Here is a 25727-nt window from a genome sequence, read left to right on the forward strand (position 1 = left end):
TGAGAAAGAGGAGTAACAACACTGGAACTTTTCAGAGAGCTGATGGGACTGCGAATCAGTAAGGGATGGGTTGTGAATGGACTTTCGAGCGAAATGTTGAATCTTAGTAGGCATTTTCGGGAACTCCCGTTATAGAGTAAGGTCGTTGATAGACGACTGATAAGAGGAAAGAATTTCTTTCAAACTTGAGGTGGCACCGTGAATTTATCGCCCTCAAACCACAGATTTTGTGTGGTTTGGGGGCTTATTTTATTGTAAAGCATGAAAAAAGTGGTTTACAGTAAAAGGTGTGCTAAGGAGAGAGAAGTAACTATATTAGGAATCACCAAACGCTCTGATCCCAACTGATCAATAGTGAACAGCGATTCTAAGGTTACGATAAAAGAATTTTTTTCAATGAGGTGGTACCGTGGATACTATTATTCGCCCTCACAAAACAGATAGAAGTCTGTTTTGTGAGGGCTTTTTGCTGTGAATCACTACGACTGGCAATGCCAGAGTAGATGATGAACAGTACTTGGCGAGCAAAGGGAGAGAAGTAACCGTACTAGGAATCACTACGACTGGTAATGCCAGAGTAGATGCTGAACAGTACTTGGCGAGCAAAGGGAGAGAAGTAACCGTACTAGGAATCACTACGACTGGTAATGCCAGAGTAGATGCTGAACAGTACTTGGCGCCCAAGTGGAGAGAAGTAACCGTACTAGCGAATCACTACACCAAGTTTCGCTCCTATCCAACCCTAAAACAAAAAAACTAGAAAAGAGGAAATCACATGCAATTGATCAAAGAAATCCAAGCAGATTATCTAACGGCGATATCCGCCTTTTTAAGAATTCAAGGAACTAACAAATGCCTTTTAGAAAGCATACCCAGAGATAAGAGCAAAGGACGCTATTCGATCATTGCCTGGGATGCGGTTTCTGAAATCACTTGTTATGGTCACGAACTAACGATTGATGGAAAAAGAATCACTGCAAAAGATCCACTGAAAGAAATCGAAAAACATGTCTTGAAAAAAGAAGAAATTTCAGAAGAATTACCCTTTCAAGGTGGGGCAATCGGCTATGTTGGCTATGATGTGATTGCTTGTTATGAAGACTTAGGCAAGCCTCCTTTTGATGAGTTGAATGTTCCAGATATTCATTTTTATCTGTTTGACTCTTACTTGATCTTTGATCATGTTGGGGAAAAGATCTTTTTGGTCGAAGCTGATAGCTATTCAAATCGAAGTGAAGTGGTATTAAAAGAAGCAATCACTCGAAAAATAAAAGAACTACAAATACCAAGTGAAGAAGAACAAAAAGAGCTGCGTTTAAAAAATTTAAATTATCAAAGCAACTTCACACAAGCGAGTTTTGAAGCAGCCGTCACCAAAATCAAAGGCTATATCAAACAAGGAGACCTATTTCAAATGGTTCCTTCACAACGTTTGACAGCTGATTTTGAAGAAGAGCCGTTTGATTATTACCGCAGATTACGTGTTACTAATCCTTCAACCTACCTGTATTTTCTAGATTTTGGTGAAACCTACGTTATCGGTTCTTCGCCAGAAAGTTTAGTTAGCGTGAAAAATCAACTCGTCACAACTAATCCAATTGCAGGAACGCGTAAAAGAGGACAAACAGTGGAGCAAGATGCAACCTTAGAACAAGAACTACTCACAGATGAAAAGGAACGTGCAGAACACTTGATGTTGATCGATTTAGGACGCAATGATGTAGGAAAAGTCAGTGACATTGGTTCTGTTGAAGTGCCAGTCTATATGATTGTTGAGAAATATCGGTTTGTGATGCATCTAGTTTCAGTCGTGACTGGAAAACTAAAAAAAGAATTGACTGCAATGGATGCATTAAAATCAACATTACCTGCAGGAACAGTCAGCGGTGCACCGAAAATCCGAGCAATGCAGCGTATTTACGAAATCGAACCAGTCAAACGAAACATCTATGCTGGTGCAGTGGGTTATTTATCGAAAAATGACCAAGCGGATTTTGCTATCGCGATTCGAACAATGGTCATCCATAAAAATAAAGCATATGTCCAAGCAGGTGCAGGCATTGTTTATGATTCTGATCCTACAAAGGAATATGAAGAGACGTTACAAAAAGCCAAAGCACTTTTGGAGGTGGGGCAATGATTTTATTGATTGATAATTATGATTCATTTACACATAATTTAGCTCAATTACTTGGAGCGGATCACGACGTAGTAATCGTTCGTAATGATTCAGCTGATATTTTCCGATTAGCAAGACAAGCGAATGCAATCGTCATTTCACCAGGGCCTGGAACACCAGCAGAAACGGGTCATGTAAAAGAAGTGATCCAGCAATTTTATCAACAGAAACCATTATTAGGGATTTGTTTAGGCCATCAAACAATCGGAGAAGTATTTGGCGCACAAGTGATAACAGCTAAAGAAATTCGACATGGTAAACAGTCAGTCATTACGACGCATAAAGATAGCAAGCTTTTTAAAGAGAGGGGTTCTGAACCTTCTGTGATGCGTTATCATTCTCTGGTCATTGATCCAAAAACAATACCTGAAGGATTTTTGATTACAGCAACAGCTACAGATGATCAGGAAATCATGGCAATCGAGCATCAAGACTACCCGATCTTCGGGCTTCAATTTCATCCAGAATCAATTGGAACACCAAGCGGAGCAGCAATCATTAAAAATTTTATCCAACTAATGGAGGAAACATACTATGCATGAACTATTTGAAAAAGTATATAGTAATGAACATCTCACACGGATCGAAGCCGCGCAAGTTGCGGAAAAAATCTTTGAAGGTCAATTAACGGATAGCCAAATTGCGGCCTTTCTAACAGCGCTAAAATGCAAAGGTGAAACAGCAGAAGAAATGGCGGGAATCGCTGATACGATTCAGAGAAAAGCTGTGATGATCGATTGTCAAAAAGAAAATGTAATGGACAATTGTGGGACGGGCGGGGATCGATCAGGTAGTTTCAATATTAGTACAACTGCAGCATTTGTTTTAGCAGCTGGTGGTGTAACGATTGCGAAGCACGGCAATCGCAGTATTTCCAGTAAATCAGGGAGTGCAGATATCTTTGAATGTTTAGGTGTAGATATCAGCCTTTCACCTGAAAAAACAAGTTTTGTACTAAATGAAGTAGGATTAGCGTTTCTATTTGCTCCTCAGATGCATCCAAAAATGAAATATGTCATGAACGTCCGCAAAGAATTAGGAACACCAACCATTTTAAATTTAATCGGACCATTAACAAATCCTGTATCCTTGAACTCGCAATTAATGGGCACATATCGTCGAGATTTGTTGGAAGAAACGGCAAAAACCTTGAGTGAATTAGGCCGAAGCCGCGCAATAGTTGTAAACGGGGCAGGTGGATTGGATGAAGCATCTCTTGCAGGAACGACGCATTTTGCATTGTTGGAAGAGAAAAAAATCACGATGCATACGATCGAACCAGAAGAATTTGGTTTTGCTCGTCTGCCTTTAGAAGCTATTCGTGGAGGTAATGCAACACAAAATACAGATACACTATTATCCGTTTTGAAAAATCAAGAAAGCCCTTATTTGGATACTGTTTTACTGAATGCTGGATTAGGATTTTTCAGTAATGGCAAAGTGGAAACCATTCAAGAAGGAATTATATTAGCCAAAGACTGTGTGGCAAGTGGAGCAGCTTTAGATAAATTAGAACAATTGATACAAGTACAAAAGGAGGTTGCATAAGATGGATTTTCTAAAAAAAATTATCAATGAAAAACAACAAGAGGTAAAAGAGATGCCTTTAGAAATAGTCCAACCACTGCGAGAAACGTATTCATTTTATCAACAAGTCAAAGACAATCCTGAAAAAATGCATATTATCGGAGAAGTTAAACGCGCGTCTCCTTCTAAAGGTGCAATCAATTTGTCAGTGGATGTCATCGAGCAGGCCAAAGCATATGAGCAGGCAGGCGTTACAGCTATTTCCGTATTGACAGACGAGCATTTCTTCAAAGGATCGATTGAAGACTTACGTCAAGTTGCTGGACAAGTGAACATTCCAGTTTTATGTAAGGATTTTATCATTGATGAAAAACAACTAATTCGGGCAAGAAATGCTGGAGCGACAATCGTACTATTGATTGTTGCGGCATTATCTAAACAAAAGTTAGCAGAACTGTATACCAAAGCTACAGCACTCGGTTTAGAAGTCCTTGTGGAAGTTCATGATGAGCAGGAATTAATAACCGCAGAAGAATTGTCAGCGCGTTTGATTGGTGTAAATAATCGTAATTTGAAAACATTTAAAGTTTCACTTGGTGTTAGCCAAACTTTAGGTGAAAAACAAGAAACAGATGCGATTTATATCAGTGAATCAGGTTTTTCAAATGCAGAACAAGTCAAACTGGTAAAAGAGAATTATCAAGCTGTTTTAGTTGGTGAAGGATTGATGAAAGAAAATGATCCTAAAGAGAAAGCCAAAGAATTGCAGGTCTCACGATGAAAGTGAAAATTTGCGGCTTGAAAACCAAAGAACATGTTGATTTAGCAGTCAACTTTGGTGCGGATTATCTTGGTTTTGTTTTTGCAGAAAGTAAGCGTCGTATTACGCCTGAAAAAGCAAAAGAGATCACGAAAAATGTACCAAAAAGAGTCAAAAAAGTTGGAGTTTTTGTTTCACCTAGTCATTCGGAAGTTGAGGCGATCATTCATCAAGCTAATCTGGATATGGTGCAAATTCATGGGGTGTTAACGACGGAGAAGTTTTCTGTTCCAGTGATTCGGGCAATACCGGTGACTAAGGAAATACAAGAAACACTTGACCGAGAGCCAGAGACGGATTTTCTACTATTTGATGCACCGCCTAAAGAGTTTGTTGGTGGTAACGGTCAAGTTTTTGATTGGCGTCAACTAGATACAAGTTTCATCAAAAATAAGAAGATAATCATTGCAGGAGGTCTGACGACGGAGAACGTCCAACAAGCTAAACAACGATTTAATCCATATGCTGTTGACGTGTCAAGTGGAGTAGAGACGAATGGCGTAAAAGACCCTAGAAAAATTATTGCTTTTCTAGAGAAAGCGATCTAGCTTCACGGGCTAGCCTTTCGGAAAAAAGATAAAATATGCCTGCGACAAAAGTCGTCACAAACATATTTTTCTATTTTTCAGTCAAGGCTAAACGAGCCCGTTCAGCTTTAAAAACTATCTAGCTTCATGGGCTAGGTTCTCGAGAAAAAGATAAAAATAGAAAGTGACAGAAAGCGTCACAGTCGATTTTTCCTATTTTCTTGTCGAACCTAAACGAGCCCATTCAGCTTTAATTACAAGGAGGAAAGTTATGTATAATCAACCAAATCAAGGATTTTACGGAGATTTCGGGGGACAATTTGTTCCAGAAACATTGATGTATGCCGTTAAAGAATTAGAGGAAGTTTATGAAGCATCGAAGGCAGATGAGGTGTTTCAAGATGAGTTAAATTACTACTTGAAGCAATTTGTTGGACGAGAAAATCCTTTGTACCTTGCAGAGCGACTGACAGATTATGCGGGCGGCGCAAAGATTTACCTCAAACGAGAAGACTTGAACCATACTGGCGCTCACAAAATCAATAACACGATCGGACAAATTTTATTAGCGAAAAAAATGGGCAAGAAAAAAGTTGTTGCTGAAACAGGAGCAGGGCAACATGGTGTAGCCACAGCTACAGTGGCTGCTTTGTTTGGAATGGAATGTACGATTTTCATGGGAGCAGTCGATGTATCTCGCCAATCATTGAATGTCTTTCGGATGGAATTGTTAGGGGCGAAAGTCGAAAGTGTGACTTCTGGGAGTAAAACATTAAAAGATGCAGTTAACGAAGCACTACGTTTTTGGGTTGCCAATGTGGAAGATACACATTACGTGATGGGATCGGTTTTAGGTCCGCATCCGTTTCCTGAAATTGTGCGCGATTACCAAAGTATTATCGGAATTGAAGCGAGACGTCAATTTTTAGAAGTAGAAAATAAACTGCCTGATGCAGTGGTTGCATGTGTTGGCGGAGGAAGTAATGCAATGGGGATTTTCTATCCGTTTATCAATGATGATGTTGCGTTGATTGGTGTTGAGGCAGCTGGCTTGGGATTAGAGACGGACGCACATGCTGCATCGATCAATAAAGGAAAAACAGGTGTCCTTCATGGCGCGATGATGAAGCTGCTTCAAGATGAGGACGGACAAATTTTAGAAGCTTTCTCGATTTCAGCGGGCTTAGATTATCCAGGACTTGGACCAGAACATTGTCATTTAAATAAAATACAAAGAGCAAGCTATGAGTCCGTGACCGATCAAGAAGCGTTGGATGCCTTTAAAATTTTATGCCAAACAGAAGGAATCATACCAGCCTTAGAAAGTGCGCATGCTATTAGCCATGCTATAAAAGCAGCCAAAGAACTTGGACCAGATAAACAAATCATCGTTTGTCTTTCAGGTCGTGGTGATAAAGATGTTCAGCAAATCAAAGAATTATTTGAACAGGAGGCTAACTAATGAAATCACTAACGAAACAATTAAAGGCAAAACAGCAAGCGAATGAAACGATTTTTGTTCCATATATCATGGCAGGAGCGCAAGGTCTAGATCAATTAGCGGATGAAATCCAATTATTAACGGATGCAGGAGCTAGTGCAATCGAATTAGGGATTCCTTTTTCAGACCCCGTTGCAGATGGTCCAGTAATCCAAGCGGCTGGTCTAAGAGCGTTGGAAAATAAAGTTACATTAAGAAAGATAATCCAACAGTTAAAACAAATCAAAACCCCAACGCCTTTAGTGCTCATGACGTATTTCAATCCGGTTTTTAGCTATGGTTTAGAAACGTTTATTCAAGAGTTAGCTGAAACCAATGTTTTAGGTTTGATTATTCCGGATTTACCTTATGAACATCAAGAATTGTTAACACCATTACTAAAAGAGAGTGATATTTCATTGATTCCGCTGATTGCTCTGACTACACCGAAGGAACGGATCTCAGAATTGGCTGCAGCTGGAGATGGCTTTATATACGCAGTAGCTGTTAATGGTGTAACGGGAGTTGGGCGAAACTATCAAGAGATAGTAGATGAGCATTTAGCTTATATTCAAAAAGTGAGTGATAAGCCAGTTCTAGCAGGATTTGGTGTGTCTACTAAAGAGCATGTTGATCGTTTTAGAAAAAGCTGTGCTGGTGTAATCGTTGGGAGTAAAATTGTTCAACTCCTTAGTGAAGGAAAGCAAGGAGAAGTTAAAGCTTTTATCCAAGAAGCTATAAAGAACGAAGTTTAAATTTTTTCGATTTTCCCCTTGCCTCTGAGGGAGGATTTCTGTAAAGTAGTATGAAAAGCAGGTGTAATTATGGAAATTCTTATCAATCGAAATTTAGTTTTTGCACAAAATCAATATTTAGAAACGGATCGCTTAAAACTGCGCCCTGTAACGCTAAGTGATGCTAATGATATGTACGAATATGCGTCTGATAAAGAGACGGTTACCCATGTTTTTCCAATCCATCAGTCTTTGAAAGATACACAAGACAGTATTTCTAATTACTTTATGTCAGCACCATTTGGAAAATACGGTGTCGAATTAAAAGAAACGGGCAAACTGATCGGAACGATCGATTTACGTGTGGAAGATCAGCATAATATTGCAGAAATCGGCTACGCCTTGAATCGAAACTATTGGGGCAAAGGCTACATGCCGGAAGCAGCTAGTGAAATCTTGCGTTTTGGTTTTGAAGAATTACAATTGATGCGTATTTTTGCTACCCATGATGTTGACAATCCTAAATCAGGTCGAGTAATGGAAAAAATCGGCATGAAAGTAGAAGGTAGAATTCCAAATGCTCGTATGTGGAAAGGAAAAGTCGTGACAGATGCGATGCTTGGCATCACGTTAGAGGAATGGCAGAAAGTACACCGTTAAACTATAGAACAGTTCAGAGGAGAAATAACAACATGTTGATGTTTACTGAGAAAGATTTTGATGTCTTTACAATAGAAGGATTAGACCCAAGAATGGCTGGTATTCGTTCAACGATCCAACCAAAATTTCAAGAGTTAGATGATTATTTTGCTGAACAATTAGGGGAGAAACTAGAAACAGAATTTTTTGTTCATATTGCGCAACATCGTCGTAGAACCGTTTATCCACCTGAAAACACTTGGTCGGCATTAAGTCAGAAAAAACGCGGCTATAAAATGGAAGCTCATTTTCAACTAGGGATCTGGCCAGACTATCTTTTTATGTGGTTATCACTGATCGATAATCCTAAAAATGAAAAGGAAATCGCACAAGCCTTTTTAGAGAATCAAGTATTATTTGAGCAATTAGATGATGATTTTTACCTGTCGATCGATCATACGCAACCCGAGATCGAACGGTTGAATGAAGCGGATTTGGAGAAACACCTTATTCGTTTCCGTGATGTGAAAAAAGGGGAATTTCAAATTGGTCGAATTATTCGAAAGACGGATGATTTGTTGAATGAACCTGAAAAGGCTCGTGAATATATGTTGAAGACGTATGAAGAATTATTGCCATTGTATCAGTTGGCAATTAAACATCAATAAAAAATCAGGTAGTGACTTTGTATTGAGAGAAGTCTACTACCTGATTTTTTATTGCACACCAATCTTATTCAGTGGGTAATACCGAAAATAAACAACACCCACAATAGCGTCCTCATCAACAAAACCAAAATAACGGCTATCATCCGCTTTCCGCCGATTATCTCCTAATACAAAATATTTCCCATCAGGAACAACAGTAGCAGGACCTGCTGCACTATTGGCTAAAGTAAAATCAGCAGTTAAAGGCATTTCATCTGTCAAAGCATCTTTAAATTCATCTAAATAAGGTTCGTCATATTTTTTGTCATTGATATATAATTGATCATTTTCCATTCGAATAGTATCACCAGGCATTCCGACAACCCGCTTCACAATTCGTTTCCCATCTCTGGGACTAGGAAATGTTGCCACATCAAATCGTTTTGGGCTGACTAAAGAGGTTTGCCACAACCGATCCGACTCATGATACGTAGGCTCCATCGAAATTCCAACGACTTCCACAGGTGTTAAAACAAACGTTCTTAAAAAAAGTGCAAATAGTAAAATCATTGCAAACTGTATTAATGTATAAAACGTGCCATATTTCTTTTTCATAAATAAACTCCTTTTTACGTGTTATTTCTTACAAGTATACCAGAATAAATCGAGTAAATAAGAAGAAAATAAGACGATTTTGTGGATTATTTAATCACTAAGAGCATTCTTAAAGCAGATATTTTGTTGTGATTTCTAAATTTTGTTATACTTTTTACAGAACTTATCGTTTGATAAGGAGGAGGATGAACTATGTTTTTGGCTTGGAATGAAATAACCCGCTCGAAGTTACGCTATGCACTGATCATTAGTGTGATGTTTTTGATTTCTTATTTAGTTTTCTTTTTAACAGGCTTAGCGTATGGCTTGGCTGAAGATAACCGAACTGCTGTGGATAAATGGCAAGCAGATGGGATTTTATTATCAGATGAATCAAATACGAATATCAACATGTCGATGATACCAATCAAGTCAATTGATGAAGTTGAAGCACAAGAAAAGGCTTCACTGGGGCAAACTGCAGCTGTGATTCAATTGGATCAAAAAAATGCTGAAAAAATCAATGCTAGTTTTTTCGGGATTAACAAAGATGAATTTTTGATGCCAAATATTGTTGAAGGAAAAGCTTTTACGAATGAAAATGAAACAGTTGCGGATAATAGCTTGAAAAAAGAAAATGATATCAAAATTGGGGATACAATAAAGCTAGCTGGCAGTGATAAAAAGCTTAAAGTCGTAGGTTTTACTGAAAATGCTAAGTTTAATGTTGCACCAGTGTTATATGTATCCACAAGTGTTTTTCAACAAATTCGCTTTGAAAAATCAGATACGACAGAAAATGCTCGTGTAAATGCAATCGTTTTTCGTGCTAAAGAGGGCTCGGTTAAAAATGTTCAAATAAAAGATGACGGATTAACTCGTTATGACATTGCAACTTTTATCAATAAACTACCAGGATATAGTGCACAAGTACTGACATTTGGCTTTATGATCGGCTTTTTGATTGTGATTGCGGCAATTGTTATAGGTATATTTATTTATGTGTTGACCATGCAAAAAACAACCATTTTTGGAATCATGAAAGCACAAGGTATTTCAGGTTTGTATATTGCAATGTCTGTAATTTTACAAACATTTATCTTAGCTGTCTTGGGGATAACACTAGGATTACTTGGTACTGTGGGAACTTCCTTAGTATTGCCCACAGCAGTTCCGTTTCAATCGAATTGGCTATTTTTCTTATCAATCGGTGGAATAATGTTAATTATTGCAGTATTAGGGGCATTATTCTCAGTTCGAACAATTATTAAAATCGATCCATTAAAGGCCATTGGCTAGAACAGGAGGAGAAAAAGTGAAAGCAATCGAATTTTTATCTGTGGATAAACAATTTTTAGATGGAGATACAACAATTGAAGCATTAAAACCCACAAACTTTTCTGTGGAAAAAGGTCAATTTGTCGCTGTGATTGGTCCGAGTGGGTCAGGCAAGAGTACTTTTTTGACTCTTGCTGGTGGCTTACAAACCCCTACCAATGGTGAAATTAAAATAAATAATCAAGCATTTAGTGAAGAAAATGAAAAAAAACGGTCAACGATCCGTTTTTCTGAAATTGGGTTTATTTTGCAAGCATCGAATCTGGTTCCGTTCTTAACTGTGGAAAAGCAATTACGATTAGTGGATAAAGTAAAAAAAGAAAAGACTGATGTGGATAAAGTCAATCAGTTATTAACAGAGCTAGGAATTGAGAAATTGAAAAAAAAATATCCAGATGAAATTTCTGGAGGAGAGCGTCAGCGTGTAGCTATTGCTCGTGCGTTATATAATGATCCATCCATTATCTTAGCGGATGAACCTACAGCAAGTTTAGATTCGGATCGAGCATTTGAAGTTGTAAAAATTTTAGCAAGAGAAACAAAAGAAAAAAATAAAGCAACGATCATGGTAACGCACGATCAACGCTTGATTGATTTTTGTGACGAAGTCTTTGTGATGAAAGATGGTGTCTTGAAAAAACAAAAATAAATACTAAAAACAAAGATGTGGATAGTGAACAGCATCTTTGTTTTTTTATACAAAAAAACCTTGCCCAACAAAGTGGGCAAGGTCTGCAAATCCGAAAAAGTATGAGAAGCTGTAACGCTTTTCTCCAAATCGAATCTTAAAGTTTTTGGTTGTAGTATTCAACGACAAGAGCTTCGTCGATATCAGGGTATAACTCATCACGTTCTGGTAAACGAGTGAAGCTACCTTCTAATTTTTCAGTGTCAAAGCTTACGAATGCTGGACGTCCAACAGTTGCTTCAACAGCTTCTTTGATTGTTACTACGTTTTGAGATTTTTCACGAACAGAAATCACTTGACCAACTTCAACGTGGTAAGAAGGGATATCTACGCGTTTGCCATCTACAGTAACATGACCGTGGTTTACTAATTGACGTGCTTGACGACGAGTAGTTGCAAGGCCTAAACGGTAAACGACGTTATCTAAACGTTGTTCTAGTAAGATCATGAAGTTAACACCGTGTTTACCTTCTTTGATCTTGCTTGCTTTAATAAACAAGTTAACGAATTGACGTTCGTTCATACCGTACATATGACGTAATTTTTGTTTTTCAGTTAATTGCATACCGTATTCAGAAACTTTACCACGGCTGTTTGGTCCGTGTTGTCCTGGTTTGTATGGGCGACGTGCTAGTTCTTTACCAGTTCCTGATAGAGAGATACCTAGACGACGAGAGATTTTCCATGATGGTCCTGTATAACGTGACATTAAAAATTCCTCCAATAAAATAATTTTTTGGAGTAAAATAATCTTCTGAAAAATTCATATTCGTTCAGTTCATTCTTCAACCTTCGCCCTTTGCAGCCGTGGGTTACGCAGTTGAACCTGAAAGCCGAAGCAATCAAGGCAATGAATTGTTGACGAGCCTATTATTTTTCTGCTGCATTATTTTACACAAAGCATAGTATAGCGCAAAATAAGGGATAACTCAAGCTTTTTCTTGGGTTATCCCTTAATAAACTACCAACCGCCAGAAGCGCCCCCGCCACCAGAAGATCCACCACCGAAAGAACCCCAAGATGAGCCTCCGCCACTACCAGATGAATCATTATCTGACCAGTTACTAGAATTATAGTTAGAAGCTAAATAAGCAGTCGTTAAGATATCGCCGTTTCCAGAATAGAGGGTATCACCAATTAAAATCCGACCAAATGCCTTTTGCTGAGCTGCTGGATTTTTTAATAATTTTCCTCTGGTGATCGCCCGACGTAAACTTCTTTTTGATAAAATCAAAAAAGTTCCGCTTAATAGAATATAATAAAAATCTGTTTGTTTCATTTTTTTCTGCAAGAATTGAGGATCATTTGGATCGATTGATTTAGAGTAAGCAGACATTTGCTCTAGATAATCATTGTAGGCTTGTTTCAAAGTGCCTTTTGCGCGAATCAATTTAATGATGAAAAATAAACTTAGTGTTATAAGCAACAGTAGCAAACTGAATAAGCCCCAATGGGAAAAGTTAGCTGAACGTTGTTGTTCTTTGACTTGATTGATTTTAGAATCCACTAAAGCGGTTTTGGTGTTCATCAATGAAAAAACTTGTTCAACTACTTGATTTACTCCATCCGCATATCGTTCGTCTTTAAATGCATCGACCACGTCATCATCGTTAATGATGTTGTTTGCTGTTCCATCAGGAATCAAGCCTTCCAATCCGTAGCCGACTTCTAATCGAAACTCCCGATCATCTAATGCAATCAGATATAAGACACCATTGTTTTCTTCTTTATTCCCAATTCCTAATTGGTTAAAGATTTTATTCGCATAGGATTCGATATCTTCACCATTTGGCAATCGTCTGACGGTTACGACTTCTAGCTGAGCGCCGTTCGTACTGGCAGCTAATTGTTTATTCAGGTCGTAGATTTTTTTCTTCATTGGACCGTCTAACATAGCCGCGTTATCTGAGACAAAAATATTATTTTTATTGATGACTAAGTTACTATTTGTTCCGTCAATAGAAACAGAATAATTGTTTTCTTGTTGAGGATACTCTTTTAAATGATTTAAGCTATCTTGTAAAACAGTATCAAAGGATTTTGTTGCCTCTGCCACTTTTCCAGACTCAATATCTGCACGTTCTTGGTTAAGGGTTTGCAATTGTTGATCGTAAGATGCCATTTTCGCAGGATAATGATTATCCGTTATAAAGAATAGGCTGAAAAAAAAGCCGCAAGATAGAAGGACCCACAATAAAATGACTGTTACAATCTCATTTCTTCTTTTTAACGATCGGTAGTGATTGATAATTTGTTGATTCAATGAGGGGTGATTGTTTTGGCTAGATCTAGACATCAGACTCATCTCCTTTATTCAAAGCTGATATAAAATATCTTTTTGCATGCTCGCCCACTGTAAAATAGCGCTTACCTAACAACCAAAATTTTTCTTCTTTCATTTCACATACAACTCCTTTTATCAAACGTTCAAAATACTGATAGTATTATTTTACCATGTGAGCCATAAAATGCATCGTACTTCAGGTTGATTTTATCCTTCTTTTAAGGCTATTTCTACAATGCTGGGAGGTGCCAACGATGAGCAATAGCTGAAAATTAACTAGATTGTGATATACTTAAATGAATAAAGCCAAGCTGAATGATTCCTCGAAATGAAGGGGGTTCATTTGTTATGCTGTGAAAAAAAGTGTGACTTTGTGTGAAAAAGCACTAGACAAAACCCTTACAGGTCTTTAGAATGGTAAAGGATGTTTTTTGAAAATATTAGATGAAAACAAATTGAAAAGGAGAAACACAATGAAACCTGTATCGCCATTATTTGAGCAGATCGACAAATCAATCAGTAAAAAAATGAACTTATTCCAAAGTAGTTTTATGCGTTATGCTTTTCGTGCTATGCTGGCTTGTATGTTTTTAACATTAGGAACAGCCGTTGCGTTTGCAATTGCAATGAAAGGTGAAGACATTGTACATGGGTTAGGCAAAATGCTTTATGCGTTTATGTTTAGCTGGTCACTTGTTATGATTCTGTATATGAATGCTGAGTTAGGGACATCAAACATGTTGTACATGACGGTCGGCGTTTATCGTAAAAAAATCAACTTATCATTTGCGGCAAAAATTTTATTTGCATGTATTTTCTTTAATTTAGTCGGTGGTGTTCTTTTCGGATACTTGATTTCTTTGACCGTTCCTTATCAAGATTTAGCGTCAGATAGTTTCTTCTTCACTTCGATCGCTGGAAAATTAAATAAAACGACAACACAAATTTTAGTAGAAGGTATTTTTGCCAATATCGTAGTAAACACGGCGGTATTAGTAAGTATGCGTATGAAAGATGATGCTGGTAAGGTTGCAGCAATTATTTTTATCATCTTTATCTTTGCTTTCTTAGGCTACGAGCACGTTATCGCTAACTTCCCTGCCTTTAGCTTAGCCTACTTTGCTTCTCACGGAACAATGGCGGCAATGACAGTCAGTAGCGTAGCACACAATCTATTCTTTGCACTTATCGGCAATTTTATCGGTGGTGGCTTAGTGATTGGTTTGGGTTATGCTTGGCTGAATAATGCAGATACAACTTATGTAGATTAATCAATTTAGAGGCTGAGGCGGAATGACCGTTTCAGCTTTTTTTGCTGTCTATAGTTTATTGAAGTAAGATAGAAGAGAATAAGAGAAAAGGAGCAAGAGAATGAATGAAGTTGTTTTTCCGAAAAATAAAGAAAAAGCTGAACAGATGGCAGCCTACATGAAAAATTTATTTCCTTTTGCAGGGGTTTCCGCACCAGAACGGGCAGTGATCGAGAAAGAGTTGTTAAAAATCAGCAAAAAACTACCGTTTGATGAGCTGTTTGAGTTAGTTGATTTTTACTATCATAAATCCGAGCGAGAATATCAGTATTTGGCGATTGATTTGGCAACAGTTAATGTAAAACGCTTCTCTTTTGAAGAGATGCTAAGCTTCAAACCTTTCGTGATCAATAAAGCTTGGTGGGATAGTGTCGATGCTTGGCGCAAGTTTTTTGGGCTTTGGGGGCACCAGCATCTAGACGAAATGCCTCAGTTATTTGAAGCGTTTTTTGGAGAAGAGGACTTCTGGCATAGACGAATTGCACTCAATTTGCAATTGTTATATAAAGAAAAAACAAACACTGCGTTATTGAAAAAAGCCATTATTTATGATAAAACTACAGATGAGTTCTTTATTCAAAAAGCAATTGGCTGGTCCTTGCGTCAATATAGTAAAACAGATCCAGATTGGGTTCAAACCTTGATCAAGACGACCGAATTAAGCCCATTAGCAGTTAGAGAAGGCAGTAAGTATTTGCCAAAATCATAGAAAGCGAGCGAGTTATTACGCCATGAGAAGAAAACTTTTTGCATTTGATATTGATGGAACATTGCTTGGAACCGACAGACAACCGTTGGAAAGCACACGAGAAGCATTAAAGATGTTAAGACAACAAGGACATCTTGTAACAATTGCAACAGGCCGCAGTCGCTTTATGGCACAAGATATTATTTTGGACTTAGATTTTTCTAATTACGTTCTCTGTAACGGAGCAGCAGCATTTTTAGATCATGAACAATACTATCAAAATTTATTGGATGAAAATGAATTGCATCGCTTTGCTTCAGAAGTAGAAAAAAGAGAAATCGGTCTAGCCTATGTTGGTTTGGATGACGTGAAGAAAAATAATCATCATCGCAGAAAGCAAATGGTTGAAGCGATGGGTTCTATTGATTTTGAAGCGCCAGAATATGATTTGAATTTCCAAAAAGAGAATGATGTGTATCAAGCTTTAGCATTCTACGATGAATCGGCTGATGGTATGTTTGATCGTGAGTTCTCTAAATTCCGCTTTATCCGTTGGCATTCTGAAAGTGTGGATATCGTCCCTAATAATGGGTCTAAAGCAGCAACTTTGCTGAATTTAGCGGATCGTGTTGGAATTGCGCGTGAAGATATCATTACATTTGGAGATGGTGAAAACGATCGTGAAATGTTAAGAGAAGCTGGGATCGGTGTGGCGATGGGCAATGCCTTACCTCATATTCAAAAAGAAGCAAAAATCGTGACAGACACCAATGATAATGATGGTATCTGGAAAGCGTTGAAAGAATTAAAGGCGATTTAAGTCTAAAAAAGTGATCTGAACGAAGCCGTTAAGCTTGTGCAGATCACTTTTTTTATTCGATCACTAAAACGCCGTCTTTCAACGCATATGGGTTTTCTGCATTGATATGATCGTAGAACATTACACCATTTAAATGATCGACCTCATGTTGAACGACGATCGCTTCATAATTTTTTAAACGGATTTTTTGCTTCTCACCTGCGGCGTCAACATAAGAAAGTGTGATTTTATTATGACGTACCACATAACCGGGCACTTCACGGTCAACGGATAAACATCCTTCGCCCTCGCCAAGACAAGCATCTTGAACGGAATGACTTAAAATTTTAGGATTATACATCACAGCGCTCAATGTCGGCTCAGGATTTTCCAAATCACCACTTGGCACATGGACTGCGATGATACGTTTAGAAATATCTAATTGGGGTGCGGCTAAACCAACACCGCCTCGTAGTCCTAATTCTTCTGCTTTGACAGGATCTTGGCTGTTATGCAAGAACTCCATCATTTCTACGCCTAATTTAATATCTTCATCAGAGAGCGGCACAGCAACTTCTTTTGCTACTTCTCTAAGTGTTGGGTTTCCTTCACGGATAATATCCTCCATGGTGATCATGGGATAATTCCTCCTTTAATTATGTAAAAGTCTGATAAGTTTCAGTAAGAAACGAGATCTTTTCATGAATGTATTTATTCGTCTATACAGTTTATCATAAAACCAGTAGAAATGGGGATAAATTGTTCAAAAAACACGAGAGTGAGTCAGCTTGGTCTTGCATTTTTACGAACTTTCCTGTAAAGTGTACCTGTATGGAAACATACCGTCTTTTACTTGGTTGTGCGAATCACCAACGCATTACTCAGTAAGAAGATGACTATTAAAGAAGAGGTGAAAAACATGGCAATGTCAAAAGAAAAGAAAAACGAAATCATTAGCGAATACGCTCGTCATGAAGGAGATACTGGTTCACCAGAAGTACAGATCGCTGTATTAACTGCTGATATCAACCACTTGAACGAACACGCTCGCGTTCACAAAAAAGATCACCATTCTTACCGTGGACTAATGAAAAAAATTGGACACCGTCGTAACTTGTTAGCTTACTTACGTAAAACTGACATCCAACGTTACCGCGAATTGATCCAACGTTTAGGATTACGTCGTTAATCAAACAATGAAAAGCGAGATTCTTAAATGAACCTCGCTTTTTAGCTTATTTAAAAGCGAAGGTCAAGTATCCTTAAAATACTAAAAAATTATCATCTTTGGAAAGTTTGAATGAATCTACTAACCAAATAAAAGGACTCAATTCTTTTGAATCTTTTCATTTGTTTAGTAGTAGTCTCACTTTTCCGAAGAATCAAAGGAGAAGAGAAATATGTCAGAAAAACAAGTGTTCAAAACAACTTGGGGCGGACGTCCTTTACAAGTTGAAATCGGCCAATTAGCGAAACAAGCAAACGGCGCAGTATTAGTTCGTTATGGAGAGACAGTTGTCTTAAGTGCAGCAGTTGCTTCAAAAGATGCGAGAGATTTTGATTTCTTTCCATTAACAGTCAACTATGAAGAAAAAATGTATGCAGTTGGTAAAATCCCAGGTGGATTTATCAAACGCGAAGGTCGTCCAAGTGAACGCGCTACGTTAACAGCTCGTTTAATTGACCGTCCGATCCGTCCAATGTTTGCGGAAGGTTTCCGTAATGAAGTTCAAATCACAAATACAGTGATGAGCGTTGAACAAGATTGTACACCAGAAATGGCGGCAATGTTCGGCTCGTCTTTAGCATTAGCAATTTCAGATATTCCATTTGATGGACCAATCGCAGGTGTTGATGTTGGTCGTGTGGATGGCGAATACGTGCTAAACCCAACAGTTGAACAATCTGAAAAAACAGATATCGAATTAACTGTTGCTGGAACGAAAAAAGCCATCAACATGGTTGAAAGTGGTGCTAAAGAAGTATCTGAAGAAGATATGCTTGGTGCGTTGCTATTCGGTTTTGACGCAATCAAAGAATTAGTGGCGTTCCAAGAAGAAATCGTTGCCGCTGTTGGTAAAGAAAAAATGGAAATCAAATTATTGCAAGTCGATGCTGATTTGAAAAAAGAAATCTTCGATGCATACTACGCTTCAATGAAAGAAGCCGTTATGACAGAAGAAAAATTAGCGCGTGAAGTCAATATTGATGCAATCAAAGATCAAGTAAAAGAAGCGTATGCTGAAAAATTTGCTGGTCATGAAGAGGAAGCGCAATTAGCGAAAGAAGTAAAACAAATCGCTGAAGATTTAGAAAAAGACGTAGTTCGTGAACTAATTACAATCGATAAAATCCGCCCTGACGGCCGTAAATTGGATGAGATTCGTCCATTAGCTTCAGAAGTTGGTATTTTACCGCGTGTTCATGGTTCAGGATTATTCACTCGTGGACAAACGCAAGCTTTATCTGTAGTAACGTTGGCACCGCTGGGTGAACACCAAATCATTGATGGTTTAGGCGTAGAAGACAGCAAACGTTTCATCCACCATTATAACTTCCCGCAATTCTCTGTTGGTTCAACAGGACGTGCAGGATCTCCAGGTCGTCGTGAAATCGGTCATGGTGCTTTAGGTGAACGTGCGATGGCACAAGTTATTCCAAGTGAAGCTGATTTCCCTTACATGATCCGTGTGGTATCAGAAGTTTTAGAATCAAATGGTTCTTCTTCACAAGCAAGTATTTGTGCGGGTATCTTAGCCTTGATGGATGCTGGTGTGCCAATCAAATCACCAGTTGCCGGAATCGCGATGGGACTTGTCAGCGATGGCGAAAACTATACGATTTTAACAGATATCCAAGGATTAGAAGATCACTTAGGCGACATGGACTTTAAAGTTGCTGGTACAAAAGACGGAATTACAGCTTTACAAATGGATATCAAAATCCAAGGGATCACAGAACAAATCTTAACAGAAGCATTAACTCAAGCGAAAAAAGCGCGTATGGAAATTCTTGCAGAATTAACCTCAACATTAGCTGAACCTCGTCCAGAGTTAAGCAAATATGCACCTAAGATCGAAATGATCCAAATCGCTCCAGCTAAAATCAAAGATGTTATTGGTAAAGGCGGAGAAACGATCAATGGAATCATTGATGAAACGGGTGTTAAAATCGATATCGATCAAGAAGGTAATGTAAGTATTGCCTCAGCAGATGCAGATATGATCAAAAAAGCCATCAAGATCATCGAAGAATTAACCAAAGAAGTGGAAGTTGGACAAGTTTACCTTGGTAAAGTTGTTCGTATCGAAAAATTCGGTGCTTTCGTTAACTTGATCAAAGGTAAAGACGGACTTGTTCATATTTCTCAATTAGCAAATGAACGTGTAAACAACGTTGAAGATGTTGTGAAACTTGGCGATGAAGTGCTTGTAAAAGTTACTGAAATCGACAAACAAGGTCGTGTAAATGTTTCACGTAAGGCTTTATTGACGGAAGAAAACAAAGAAAAATAATTATAGCGTAAATAAGGCAGAGCAAGGTGTTTCACCTACTCTGCTTTTTTTTGTTCTGAGTAGAAAATCAGTTAGGGGAAGTTACTTTTGTAGAAATAGCTGCCGTTTGATTCCAACTGACCTCGTTTAGTTGTTTTTCAGCAGTGGTCAGTAAAAGCTCGAACTCTTTGTTAAAGGTCTGAAAGAGCTTTGAACAGGCATAATATTGTTTGACGACTTGCTTTTTATTGATCGGTGTAGTTGGATTCTTAAAATAGTTTTCCAATGTTGTTAATGGTTCTTGCCAAGAAGCTAATCGCTCTAATGTGTCACGAAGATCGATGATTTCTTGATAAGGAACGGCTTTGATACAATGTGCGGAATTTTTCATGAATAATTTCTCCTTTTTTATAGTATTTTGTCTGTTGATCGTTAAATGAGAAAAAGAAAAACGATAGAGATTGCCGTCTCTATCGTGGCTCTGGTCACAAGTCTGTAGCAGGATTCTTTCTCCTATTTAGAAAAATTTCAAAAACTGTCTAGAAATTCTTACAAAAATTAGGTACAATAAAGAAGCTAGTGCTACGGTACTAGTAATTGGGCAACTTGGATAGATAGGTTGTGCTGTCTATTCAGGGCTTCATTCACAGGTTGGTGCCAGTGTATGAAGTGCCTATTTTTTTTATTCTTTTTCTCAAATTCTATAGGATAACAATAAAAAAGACGACTACAGTATCTACCTGTAATCGTCTACAATAGGCAAGACAAAGAAACATTATTTTTCCTTTTTCCGTTCTTGAATGTGAAGGTTAGTAGACTTCTGGTATACGAAAAAATCTAAAAATAAGAGAGCGTCTTACACTATTGGCAAACTAATTAAACAGGTTGTGATGCTTAATCAATACTTTACTGGTTCGGTTGGTAGCCGTACCAGAAAGTGCCAATTTATTATTTATTTTGATGTTAATTATTTCTATCCTATAGCATTTATTATACCTAAAGAAACGTTCGTTCGCAATGAGAATTCTTACATACCTCGATTAAATAACATCAAAAACAACTCCCCCTATATATAAGAAAAAATAACATAAAAAAATTTGAAAAGCACTTGTTTTTTTATGTCTAAAAGAAAGTAATGTTATCCAAATGATCTATTTATTCTGAATTTTATAGAAAAGAACTAGCCTATTTGTTATGATTATATTATCAAACAAATGTAGTGAGGTGTTTTATGGGGAAAGGTTCTGGAGAAGTCAGTAGTAATAAACAGGTTGCGTACCAGTATGCGACGGATATTTTTTTATCTATGGATTTACTGAAAGATGCAAGTGCGGTTCAAGAAGATCATCAAACAACCGTTGCTGGTAATACAAATGCAAAAGAAGCCATTCAGCTGGCGAAAAACGCGGCTGCAGATATCGCCGATGCAGTAGGGCTAGCATCCAACAATTTGAAGAGTGTAGCGAATGAATTTGAAGCGGCAGATGCAGCGATTCGGAAAATAATACAGTCGTCAATGATTGCTGGTGCCGATAAAAATCGAGGTTCAAAACCAACATTACCATTTACCGATGGCCCTTTCGGAGGGAAGTAAATGATTGAAATAGAATTAGAAATGCCCACTAGAAATATGCGTCAATTAGAAGAAAGCCAACAAGAAAATGAAAATCAACAACGCGGTATGGAGCAAGCGATGGAACTATATCATGAGCATTTTCAACGTTCCGATGCCCTTTACAGTGGAATCAACGCCACCTTTTACCGCAACGATTTCGCTCCAGTGTTCCAACAAATGCAGGATGAAATTTATCATGAACGGCGCCAATTATTCGATCAGTTAGAAGAAAAGTTGGAAGAGTTGAAGCGAGAAAACCAAGCGTTGGATGATCAGCTGTCAGAAGAACAATATAGACGGCAGCAATTATTAAATAAAGTGGACGAGGAGGCAATCAACAATGAGCAGTATTGATATGTACCTCTCGTCAGCTAATTCCCAAGCGATAGGTGTCAGTGCGTTAAGTAACAAGCATCATAATGGTTATAATCAGCTAGAAAAAGCTCTACAACAATTCGTTGGAGATTCAGTCTTGAAAAGTGATTCCTACGATTCAGCGAAAGCTTTTTACTCAGCCGTCTTGATTCCCTTAGCTCAAGGTGGGATACTATTAACAGATGCAGTGGAAGAGGCATGTAAAAAATTTCCAGAACAATATACAACAGACGTTGATAGCGGTGACCTGAAATCTGAGGAATTGGAAAAGGAAATCGAAGAGCTAGAAAATAATATTACTCGGGTTCAAAACTTACAGCGGGAATTACGCCATTTTCCAGTCCCTAGCCCAGTCAAACAACTATTGATGCATCAAAATCAGCAATCTGTGAATCGGGACCTAGAAGCCAAACGGAAATTAGAAAAGAAGCTCCAAAAATTACAAGCTTTTCACGCCAGTTCACCTACGATTTTTTCAGAGATCAGCGGTTTAAAAGCAACAATCGACCAAGGAATAGCCCAAGCGAATCAATCGTGGAATGCGAGTACAGGACAATTTACGATTCCAAGTGGAAAAAATATGGATTGGGCAAATACAATCAAAAACAGTTGGGCAACCCGAGACAAACGATTGATGGAAAAACAGCTAAAAGAGTATCAAATCTATGCGGTGATTTATAATGATAAAGATGGCAACCCTAAGGTCATTTGGAAAGTAACGAAAGATGGAGCAGGTGTTAAAAATCCAAAAATCTACCAGTATTTAAATGCGAATGGCAAAGACTTAGCATCAGACTTGTTTGAATTTATGTCTCAGCATGATTGGGATGATAAGGTAAAGGCCGCCTTTCGCAAAGGAAAAGATTTACAAATCGGTGACAAGTACCATCCTGCTTTAGGAGCGTTGGTGGCATCAGGGCAATATATTGAAGATGCTTATAAATTTCTAACAGAAGATGAGTTAGGACAGGCGTTGCAGATGTTAGGGTTTAACTTTGCTTCTTATCGGATAGCGACAGCTAAAGGGACGAAGACGGTTGAGAATAGGAATGTTGGTGGGGCTGGAACAGAGATTGGGAAACATTCTGTAGAAACTTTAAATAGAGACCAAACTAGAATAGTAGTTGAAAATCTTTTAGATAATGGAGAAATAAGCTTAAAAGATTTACAAAACATGGTTCCAAAAGGAACTTCAAATACATTTAAGCCTACAGATACTATGAAAAATGGTGCGAAATATGAATTTCAATTATCTGATGGTCAGAAAGCTATTATTAGATGGCATGAGCCAGATCCTGTTGCAGCAGCCAAGTTTCCAAATTCAGCATCAGGTTCAAGATGGACTGCTCAAATTAAGATAGGAAATAAACAAGTAACTGTTGAGGGACTATGGACAAAAAAACAAAACTTAAATGAAGTTCATGTTCCAGTTCAAGGGAGGTAATAGAATGGAAAAAGTCATGAAAAAAGAAGATTATTCTGAAATGCCATGGATGTCTGCAGATAAATTGTATTTATTATTTGAACAAGTTATCGTAGATTTTAAAAATAAAAAATTAACCAAGAAAGAATTTTTTGATATTTTAGACGAATTGATGATGAGACAAGGAGATACTTACGAAAATTTAAAAGAACCTTTAAGAAGTGAACTAGATAATGTTTTGTGTAGCTTATGGAATACTGAAAATTATGATGATGTAGATATAATAACATCATTACTAATAAATTTAGGATTGAAAAAGACTTATAATAAAATGAAAGAATCTATTAAAGACAATACCAATATATCTTCAGAAATACTTGAAGAAATAGAAGATACCATTGAAGAGGTAGGGGATAATATAGAAGACCCTTACCATGATTACATGAAAAAAACAACAGAACAAGACCCTGAATAATCAATGAAATAAAAAGGTACTTCACTATCTGATTGGCGTCGGATAGTAAAGCCTTGACTAGTAAGAATGCACTCGATAATCAAGTTGCCAATAAATGAAACAGTATTAGTGAGATTTGCTTGCTGATGCTGTTTTTCGTTTTATTTTACCATATTCGTTCCTTAACAAATCTATGATGAGGTATTCCTGCGATTCAGCGAAAGCTTTTTACTCAGCTGTCTTGATTCCTTTAGCTCAAGGTGGGATACTGTTAACAGATGCGGTAGAAGAGGCGTGTAAAAAATTTCCAGAACAATATACAACAGACGTTGACAGCGGTGACCTAAAATCTGAGGAATTGGAAAAGGAAATCGAAGAACTGGGAAATAACATTACTCGGGTTCAAAGCTTACAGCGGGAATTGCGCCATTTTCCAGTCCCTAGCCTAGTCAAACAAATATTGATGAATCAAAATCAGCAATCTTTGACTCGAGATCTAGAAGCCAAACAGGAATTAGAGAAGAAGCTCCAGAAATTACAAGCTTTCCATGCCAGTTCGCCAACGATTTTTTCAGAGATCACCGGTTTAAAGGCAACAATCGAGCAAGGAATAGCCCAAGCAAATAAATCGTGGAATGCGAGTACAGGACGATTTACGATTCCAAGCGGAAAAAATATGGATTGGGCGAATACGATCAAGAACAGCTGGGCAACCCGAGACAAACGATTGATGGAAAAACAGTTAGAAGAGTATCAAATCTATGCGGTGATTTATAATGATAAAGATGATAAACCTAAGGTCATTTGGAAAGTAACGAAAGATGGAGCAGGTGTTAAAAATCCAAAAATCTACCAGTATTTAAATGCGAATGGCAAAGAAATACCGTCGGACTTGTTTGAATTTATTTCTCAGCAGGATTGGGATGATAAGGTAAAAGCAGCCTTTCGAAATGGGAAAGATTTACAGATAGGGAACAAGTACAATCCAGTTTTAGGAGCGTTAGTGGCATCCGGTCAGTATCTTGAAGATGGTTATAAATTTATGACGGAAGACGAGCTGGGGCAAGCGTTACAGATGTTAGGGTTTAACTTTGCATCTTATCGATTGGCGACGAATAAAGGTACGAAGACGCTTGAGAATAAGAATGTTGGTGGGGCTAATCTTAATAAATTAAAGCCTAATGAAATTAATAATATGTCATTAGATGAGTTAAGAAATAGTATACCGAAAGAGTGGCAATTTTTTGAAAATAATGGGCGAGTTCATATAAAAGATGCAAACGGTAATTTTAGAGTTCGTATTGATCCACCTGATAAAGTCACTAATTATGAACATATGCATATTTTTGATGAGAATAAAAAACCATTGGATATAAAAGGGAATATTGTTGATAAAAAAAGCCCTGATGGACATATTCCTTGGACTAATAAATAATTTTGGAGGTATATGATGGATATTGAATTATTACAAAATGAGATTGATAATACTGAGTATTGGGATATGTCAATATTAGATGTTCAAACACGGTATTTTGGAGATGAGGTATATATTTTTATAGAAAATAATGAGAAAACTTATTGGAAAATTAGCTTTATTTCTTGTTATAAAGTTAGTTATGAAACAGATGCTAATTGGAGAACTATAGATAACGTAAAAGAAATGAGAGGAGGACAACTGGGCTATGATGGACAAGATATTTCTTTAAAAAAATATGAAGAGAATGAAAATTTTGTACAATGCTCCCTCGACTTATCAATTATGCTAATGAACATAGTTTGTAAAAATATTCTTGTAGAAAAATTAAACATGAAAGATAATTTATTCTTTTGGCAAGACAAGTAAATTTGAAATAAAAAAAGCGCTTCACTATCTTATTAGCTTCGGATAGTAAAGCCTTGATAGTAAGGAGTAAACTAACTAATCAAATTGCCAATAACTAACAAAAACTAGCTGTATTTATTGCACAAAAATTCAAAGGCCTGTTCTAGTTTTTTGAATGGCTATTAAGTATACAGCTATTTCAATTAGAGAATGTACAGTTCTGGAAACAGTATCGGTGAGACTAGCTCACTGATACTGTTTTTAGTTTTATTTTATCGCATGATGTACCT

28 protein-coding genes and 1 other annotated feature (1 of these 29 running past the window's edge) are annotated in these 25727 nt (G+C 37.5%); of the genes, 23 read left to right on the forward strand and 5 right to left on the reverse strand.

Annotated elements, in window-relative coordinates; all coding sequences use genetic code 11:
• Positions 1-218 (forward strand) — a binding site (T-box leader); it begins 10 nt to the left of the window's first position.
• 299 nt (positions 219-517) lie between these two features.
• From AC4BB7_RS01085 to AC4BB7_RS01130, 10 genes are all read left to right on the forward strand, one after another.
• Complete coding sequence (locus AC4BB7_RS01085; RefSeq protein ID WP_490484099.1) at positions 518-760, forward strand: hypothetical protein; 243 nt, start codon at positions 518-520, stop codon at positions 758-760.
• 15 nt (positions 761-775) lie between these two features.
• A complete protein-coding gene (trpE, locus tag AC4BB7_RS01090) occupies positions 776-2140 on the forward strand; it encodes an anthranilate synthase component I (protein ID WP_490484100.1) in 1365 nt (454 codons plus the stop codon).
• The gene (locus AC4BB7_RS01095; protein WP_490484101.1) at positions 2137-2721 is read left to right on the forward strand and encodes an anthranilate synthase component II; all 585 of its coding nucleotides are present in this window, start codon (positions 2137-2139) and stop codon (positions 2719-2721) included. The genes trpE and AC4BB7_RS01095 overlap by 4 nt, the downstream gene beginning before the upstream one ends.
• A complete protein-coding gene (gene trpD, locus AC4BB7_RS01100; RefSeq protein WP_490484102.1) occupies positions 2714-3727 on the forward strand; it encodes an anthranilate phosphoribosyltransferase in 1014 nt (337 codons plus the stop codon). Before AC4BB7_RS01095 ends, trpD begins: the two co-directional genes overlap by 8 nt.
• Before the next feature lies 1 nt (position 3728).
• On the forward strand, positions 3729-4487 hold the full coding sequence (gene trpC / locus AC4BB7_RS01105; RefSeq protein WP_490484103.1) for an indole-3-glycerol phosphate synthase TrpC: 759 nt from the start codon (positions 3729-3731) through the stop codon (positions 4485-4487).
• A complete protein-coding gene (locus AC4BB7_RS01110) occupies positions 4484-5074 on the forward strand; it encodes a phosphoribosylanthranilate isomerase (RefSeq protein WP_490484104.1) in 591 nt (196 codons plus the stop codon). Before trpC ends, AC4BB7_RS01110 begins: the two co-directional genes overlap by 4 nt.
• Before the next feature lie 250 nt (positions 5075-5324).
• Complete coding sequence (gene trpB / locus AC4BB7_RS01115; protein ID WP_490484105.1) at positions 5325-6515, forward strand: tryptophan synthase subunit beta; 1191 nt, start codon at positions 5325-5327, stop codon at positions 6513-6515.
• The gene (gene trpA, locus AC4BB7_RS01120) at positions 6515-7288 is read left to right on the forward strand and encodes a tryptophan synthase subunit alpha (protein WP_490484106.1); all 774 of its coding nucleotides are present in this window, start codon (positions 6515-6517) and stop codon (positions 7286-7288) included. Before trpB ends, trpA begins: the two co-directional genes overlap by 1 nt.
• A 69-nt stretch (positions 7289-7357) precedes the next feature.
• Entirely contained in the window at positions 7358-7927 is a 570-nt protein-coding gene (locus tag AC4BB7_RS01125) for a GNAT family N-acetyltransferase (RefSeq protein WP_490484107.1), read from the forward strand.
• Between the two features lie 32 nt (positions 7928-7959).
• Positions 7960-8574, forward strand: a complete 615-nt coding sequence (locus AC4BB7_RS01130; protein ID WP_490484108.1) for a DUF1054 domain-containing protein — start codon at positions 7960-7962, stop codon at positions 8572-8574.
• 48 nt (positions 8575-8622) lie between these two features.
• Here AC4BB7_RS01130 and lepB read toward each other — a convergent pair whose 3' ends face one another.
• Positions 8623-9168, reverse strand: a complete 546-nt coding sequence (gene lepB, locus AC4BB7_RS01135; protein WP_490484109.1) for a signal peptidase I — start codon at positions 9166-9168, stop codon at positions 8623-8625.
• 192 nt (positions 9169-9360) lie between these two features.
• On the opposite strand from lepB, the gene AC4BB7_RS01140 reads away from it, so the two are divergent.
• On the forward strand, positions 9361-10446 hold the full coding sequence (locus AC4BB7_RS01140; protein ID WP_490484110.1) for an ABC transporter permease: 1086 nt from the start codon (positions 9361-9363) through the stop codon (positions 10444-10446).
• A gap of 16 nt (positions 10447-10462) precedes the next feature.
• Positions 10463-11134, forward strand: a complete 672-nt coding sequence (locus AC4BB7_RS01145; RefSeq protein WP_086315195.1) for an ABC transporter ATP-binding protein — start codon at positions 10463-10465, stop codon at positions 11132-11134.
• Positions 11135-11270: 136 nt separating this feature from the next.
• Here AC4BB7_RS01145 and rpsD read toward each other — a convergent pair whose 3' ends face one another.
• The gene (gene rpsD, locus AC4BB7_RS01150) at positions 11271-11882 is read right to left on the reverse strand and encodes a 30S ribosomal protein S4 (protein WP_025870165.1); all 612 of its coding nucleotides are present in this window, start codon (positions 11880-11882) and stop codon (positions 11271-11273) included.
• Between the two features lie 252 nt (positions 11883-12134).
• Positions 12135-13469 (reverse strand): TPM domain-containing protein, encoded by a 1335-nt coding sequence (locus AC4BB7_RS01155; RefSeq protein WP_490484111.1) that lies wholly within the window; start codon positions 13467-13469, stop codon positions 12135-12137.
• A 461-nt stretch (positions 13470-13930) separates the two neighbouring features.
• Between AC4BB7_RS01155 and AC4BB7_RS01160 the strand changes: the two genes are divergently transcribed.
• The 3 genes from AC4BB7_RS01160 (at position 13931) to AC4BB7_RS01170 (ending at position 16275) form a co-directional block, all read left to right on the forward strand.
• Positions 13931-14728, forward strand: coding sequence for a formate/nitrite transporter family protein (locus tag AC4BB7_RS01160; RefSeq protein ID WP_086315197.1), 798 nt, complete (start codon positions 13931-13933; stop codon positions 14726-14728).
• 100 nt (positions 14729-14828) lie between these two features.
• The gene (locus tag AC4BB7_RS01165; protein ID WP_086315198.1) at positions 14829-15476 is read left to right on the forward strand and encodes a DNA alkylation repair protein; all 648 of its coding nucleotides are present in this window, start codon (positions 14829-14831) and stop codon (positions 15474-15476) included.
• 22 nt (positions 15477-15498) lie between these two features.
• Positions 15499-16275: a Cof-type HAD-IIB family hydrolase gene (locus AC4BB7_RS01170; RefSeq protein ID WP_086315199.1), complete on the forward strand. Its 777-nt coding sequence runs from the start codon at positions 15499-15501 to the stop codon at positions 16273-16275.
• A gap of 52 nt (positions 16276-16327) precedes the next feature.
• Here AC4BB7_RS01170 and def read toward each other — a convergent pair whose 3' ends face one another.
• A complete protein-coding gene (gene def / locus AC4BB7_RS01175; RefSeq protein WP_490484112.1) occupies positions 16328-16891 on the reverse strand; it encodes a peptide deformylase in 564 nt (187 codons plus the stop codon).
• A 282-nt stretch (positions 16892-17173) separates the two neighbouring features.
• On the opposite strand from def, the gene rpsO reads away from it, so the two are divergent.
• Both rpsO and pnp read left to right on the forward strand, forming a co-directional pair.
• The gene (gene rpsO, locus AC4BB7_RS01180; protein ID WP_010761818.1) at positions 17174-17443 is read left to right on the forward strand and encodes a 30S ribosomal protein S15; all 270 of its coding nucleotides are present in this window, start codon (positions 17174-17176) and stop codon (positions 17441-17443) included.
• Positions 17444-17654: 211 nt separating this feature from the next.
• Positions 17655-19769: a polyribonucleotide nucleotidyltransferase gene (gene pnp / locus AC4BB7_RS01185; RefSeq protein WP_086315201.1), complete on the forward strand. Its 2115-nt coding sequence runs from the start codon at positions 17655-17657 to the stop codon at positions 19767-19769.
• A 67-nt stretch (positions 19770-19836) separates the two neighbouring features.
• Here the strand turns inward: pnp and AC4BB7_RS01190 are convergent, their stop codons facing one another.
• Entirely contained in the window at positions 19837-20139 is a 303-nt protein-coding gene (locus AC4BB7_RS01190) for a hypothetical protein (RefSeq protein WP_490484113.1), read from the reverse strand.
• An 840-nt stretch (positions 20140-20979) separates the two neighbouring features.
• Here AC4BB7_RS01190 and AC4BB7_RS01195 point away from each other — a divergent pair.
• The 6 genes from AC4BB7_RS01195 (at position 20980) to AC4BB7_RS01220 (ending at position 25458) form a co-directional block, all read left to right on the forward strand.
• Positions 20980-21342, forward strand: coding sequence for a TIGR04197 family type VII secretion effector (locus AC4BB7_RS01195; RefSeq protein WP_490484114.1), 363 nt, complete (start codon positions 20980-20982; stop codon positions 21340-21342).
• Positions 21343-21717: a DUF3958 family protein gene (locus AC4BB7_RS01200; RefSeq protein ID WP_490484115.1), complete on the forward strand. Its 375-nt coding sequence runs from the start codon at positions 21343-21345 to the stop codon at positions 21715-21717.
• A complete protein-coding gene (locus tag AC4BB7_RS01205; RefSeq protein ID WP_490484116.1) occupies positions 21704-23182 on the forward strand; it encodes a hypothetical protein in 1479 nt (492 codons plus the stop codon). Before AC4BB7_RS01200 ends, AC4BB7_RS01205 begins: the two co-directional genes overlap by 14 nt.
• Before the next feature lie 4 nt (positions 23183-23186).
• The gene (locus tag AC4BB7_RS01210) at positions 23187-23636 is read left to right on the forward strand and encodes a hypothetical protein (RefSeq protein ID WP_490484117.1); all 450 of its coding nucleotides are present in this window, start codon (positions 23187-23189) and stop codon (positions 23634-23636) included.
• Positions 23637-23808: 172 nt separating this feature from the next.
• Positions 23809-25050, forward strand: a complete 1242-nt coding sequence (locus tag AC4BB7_RS01215) for a hypothetical protein (protein WP_490484118.1) — start codon at positions 23809-23811, stop codon at positions 25048-25050.
• Positions 25051-25065: 15 nt separating this feature from the next.
• Complete coding sequence (locus AC4BB7_RS01220; protein WP_490484119.1) at positions 25066-25458, forward strand: hypothetical protein; 393 nt, start codon at positions 25066-25068, stop codon at positions 25456-25458.
• Positions 25459-25727: the final 269 nt, after the last annotated feature.

The organism is Enterococcus sp. AAFC-DPL-5182, from assembly GCF_058216605.1.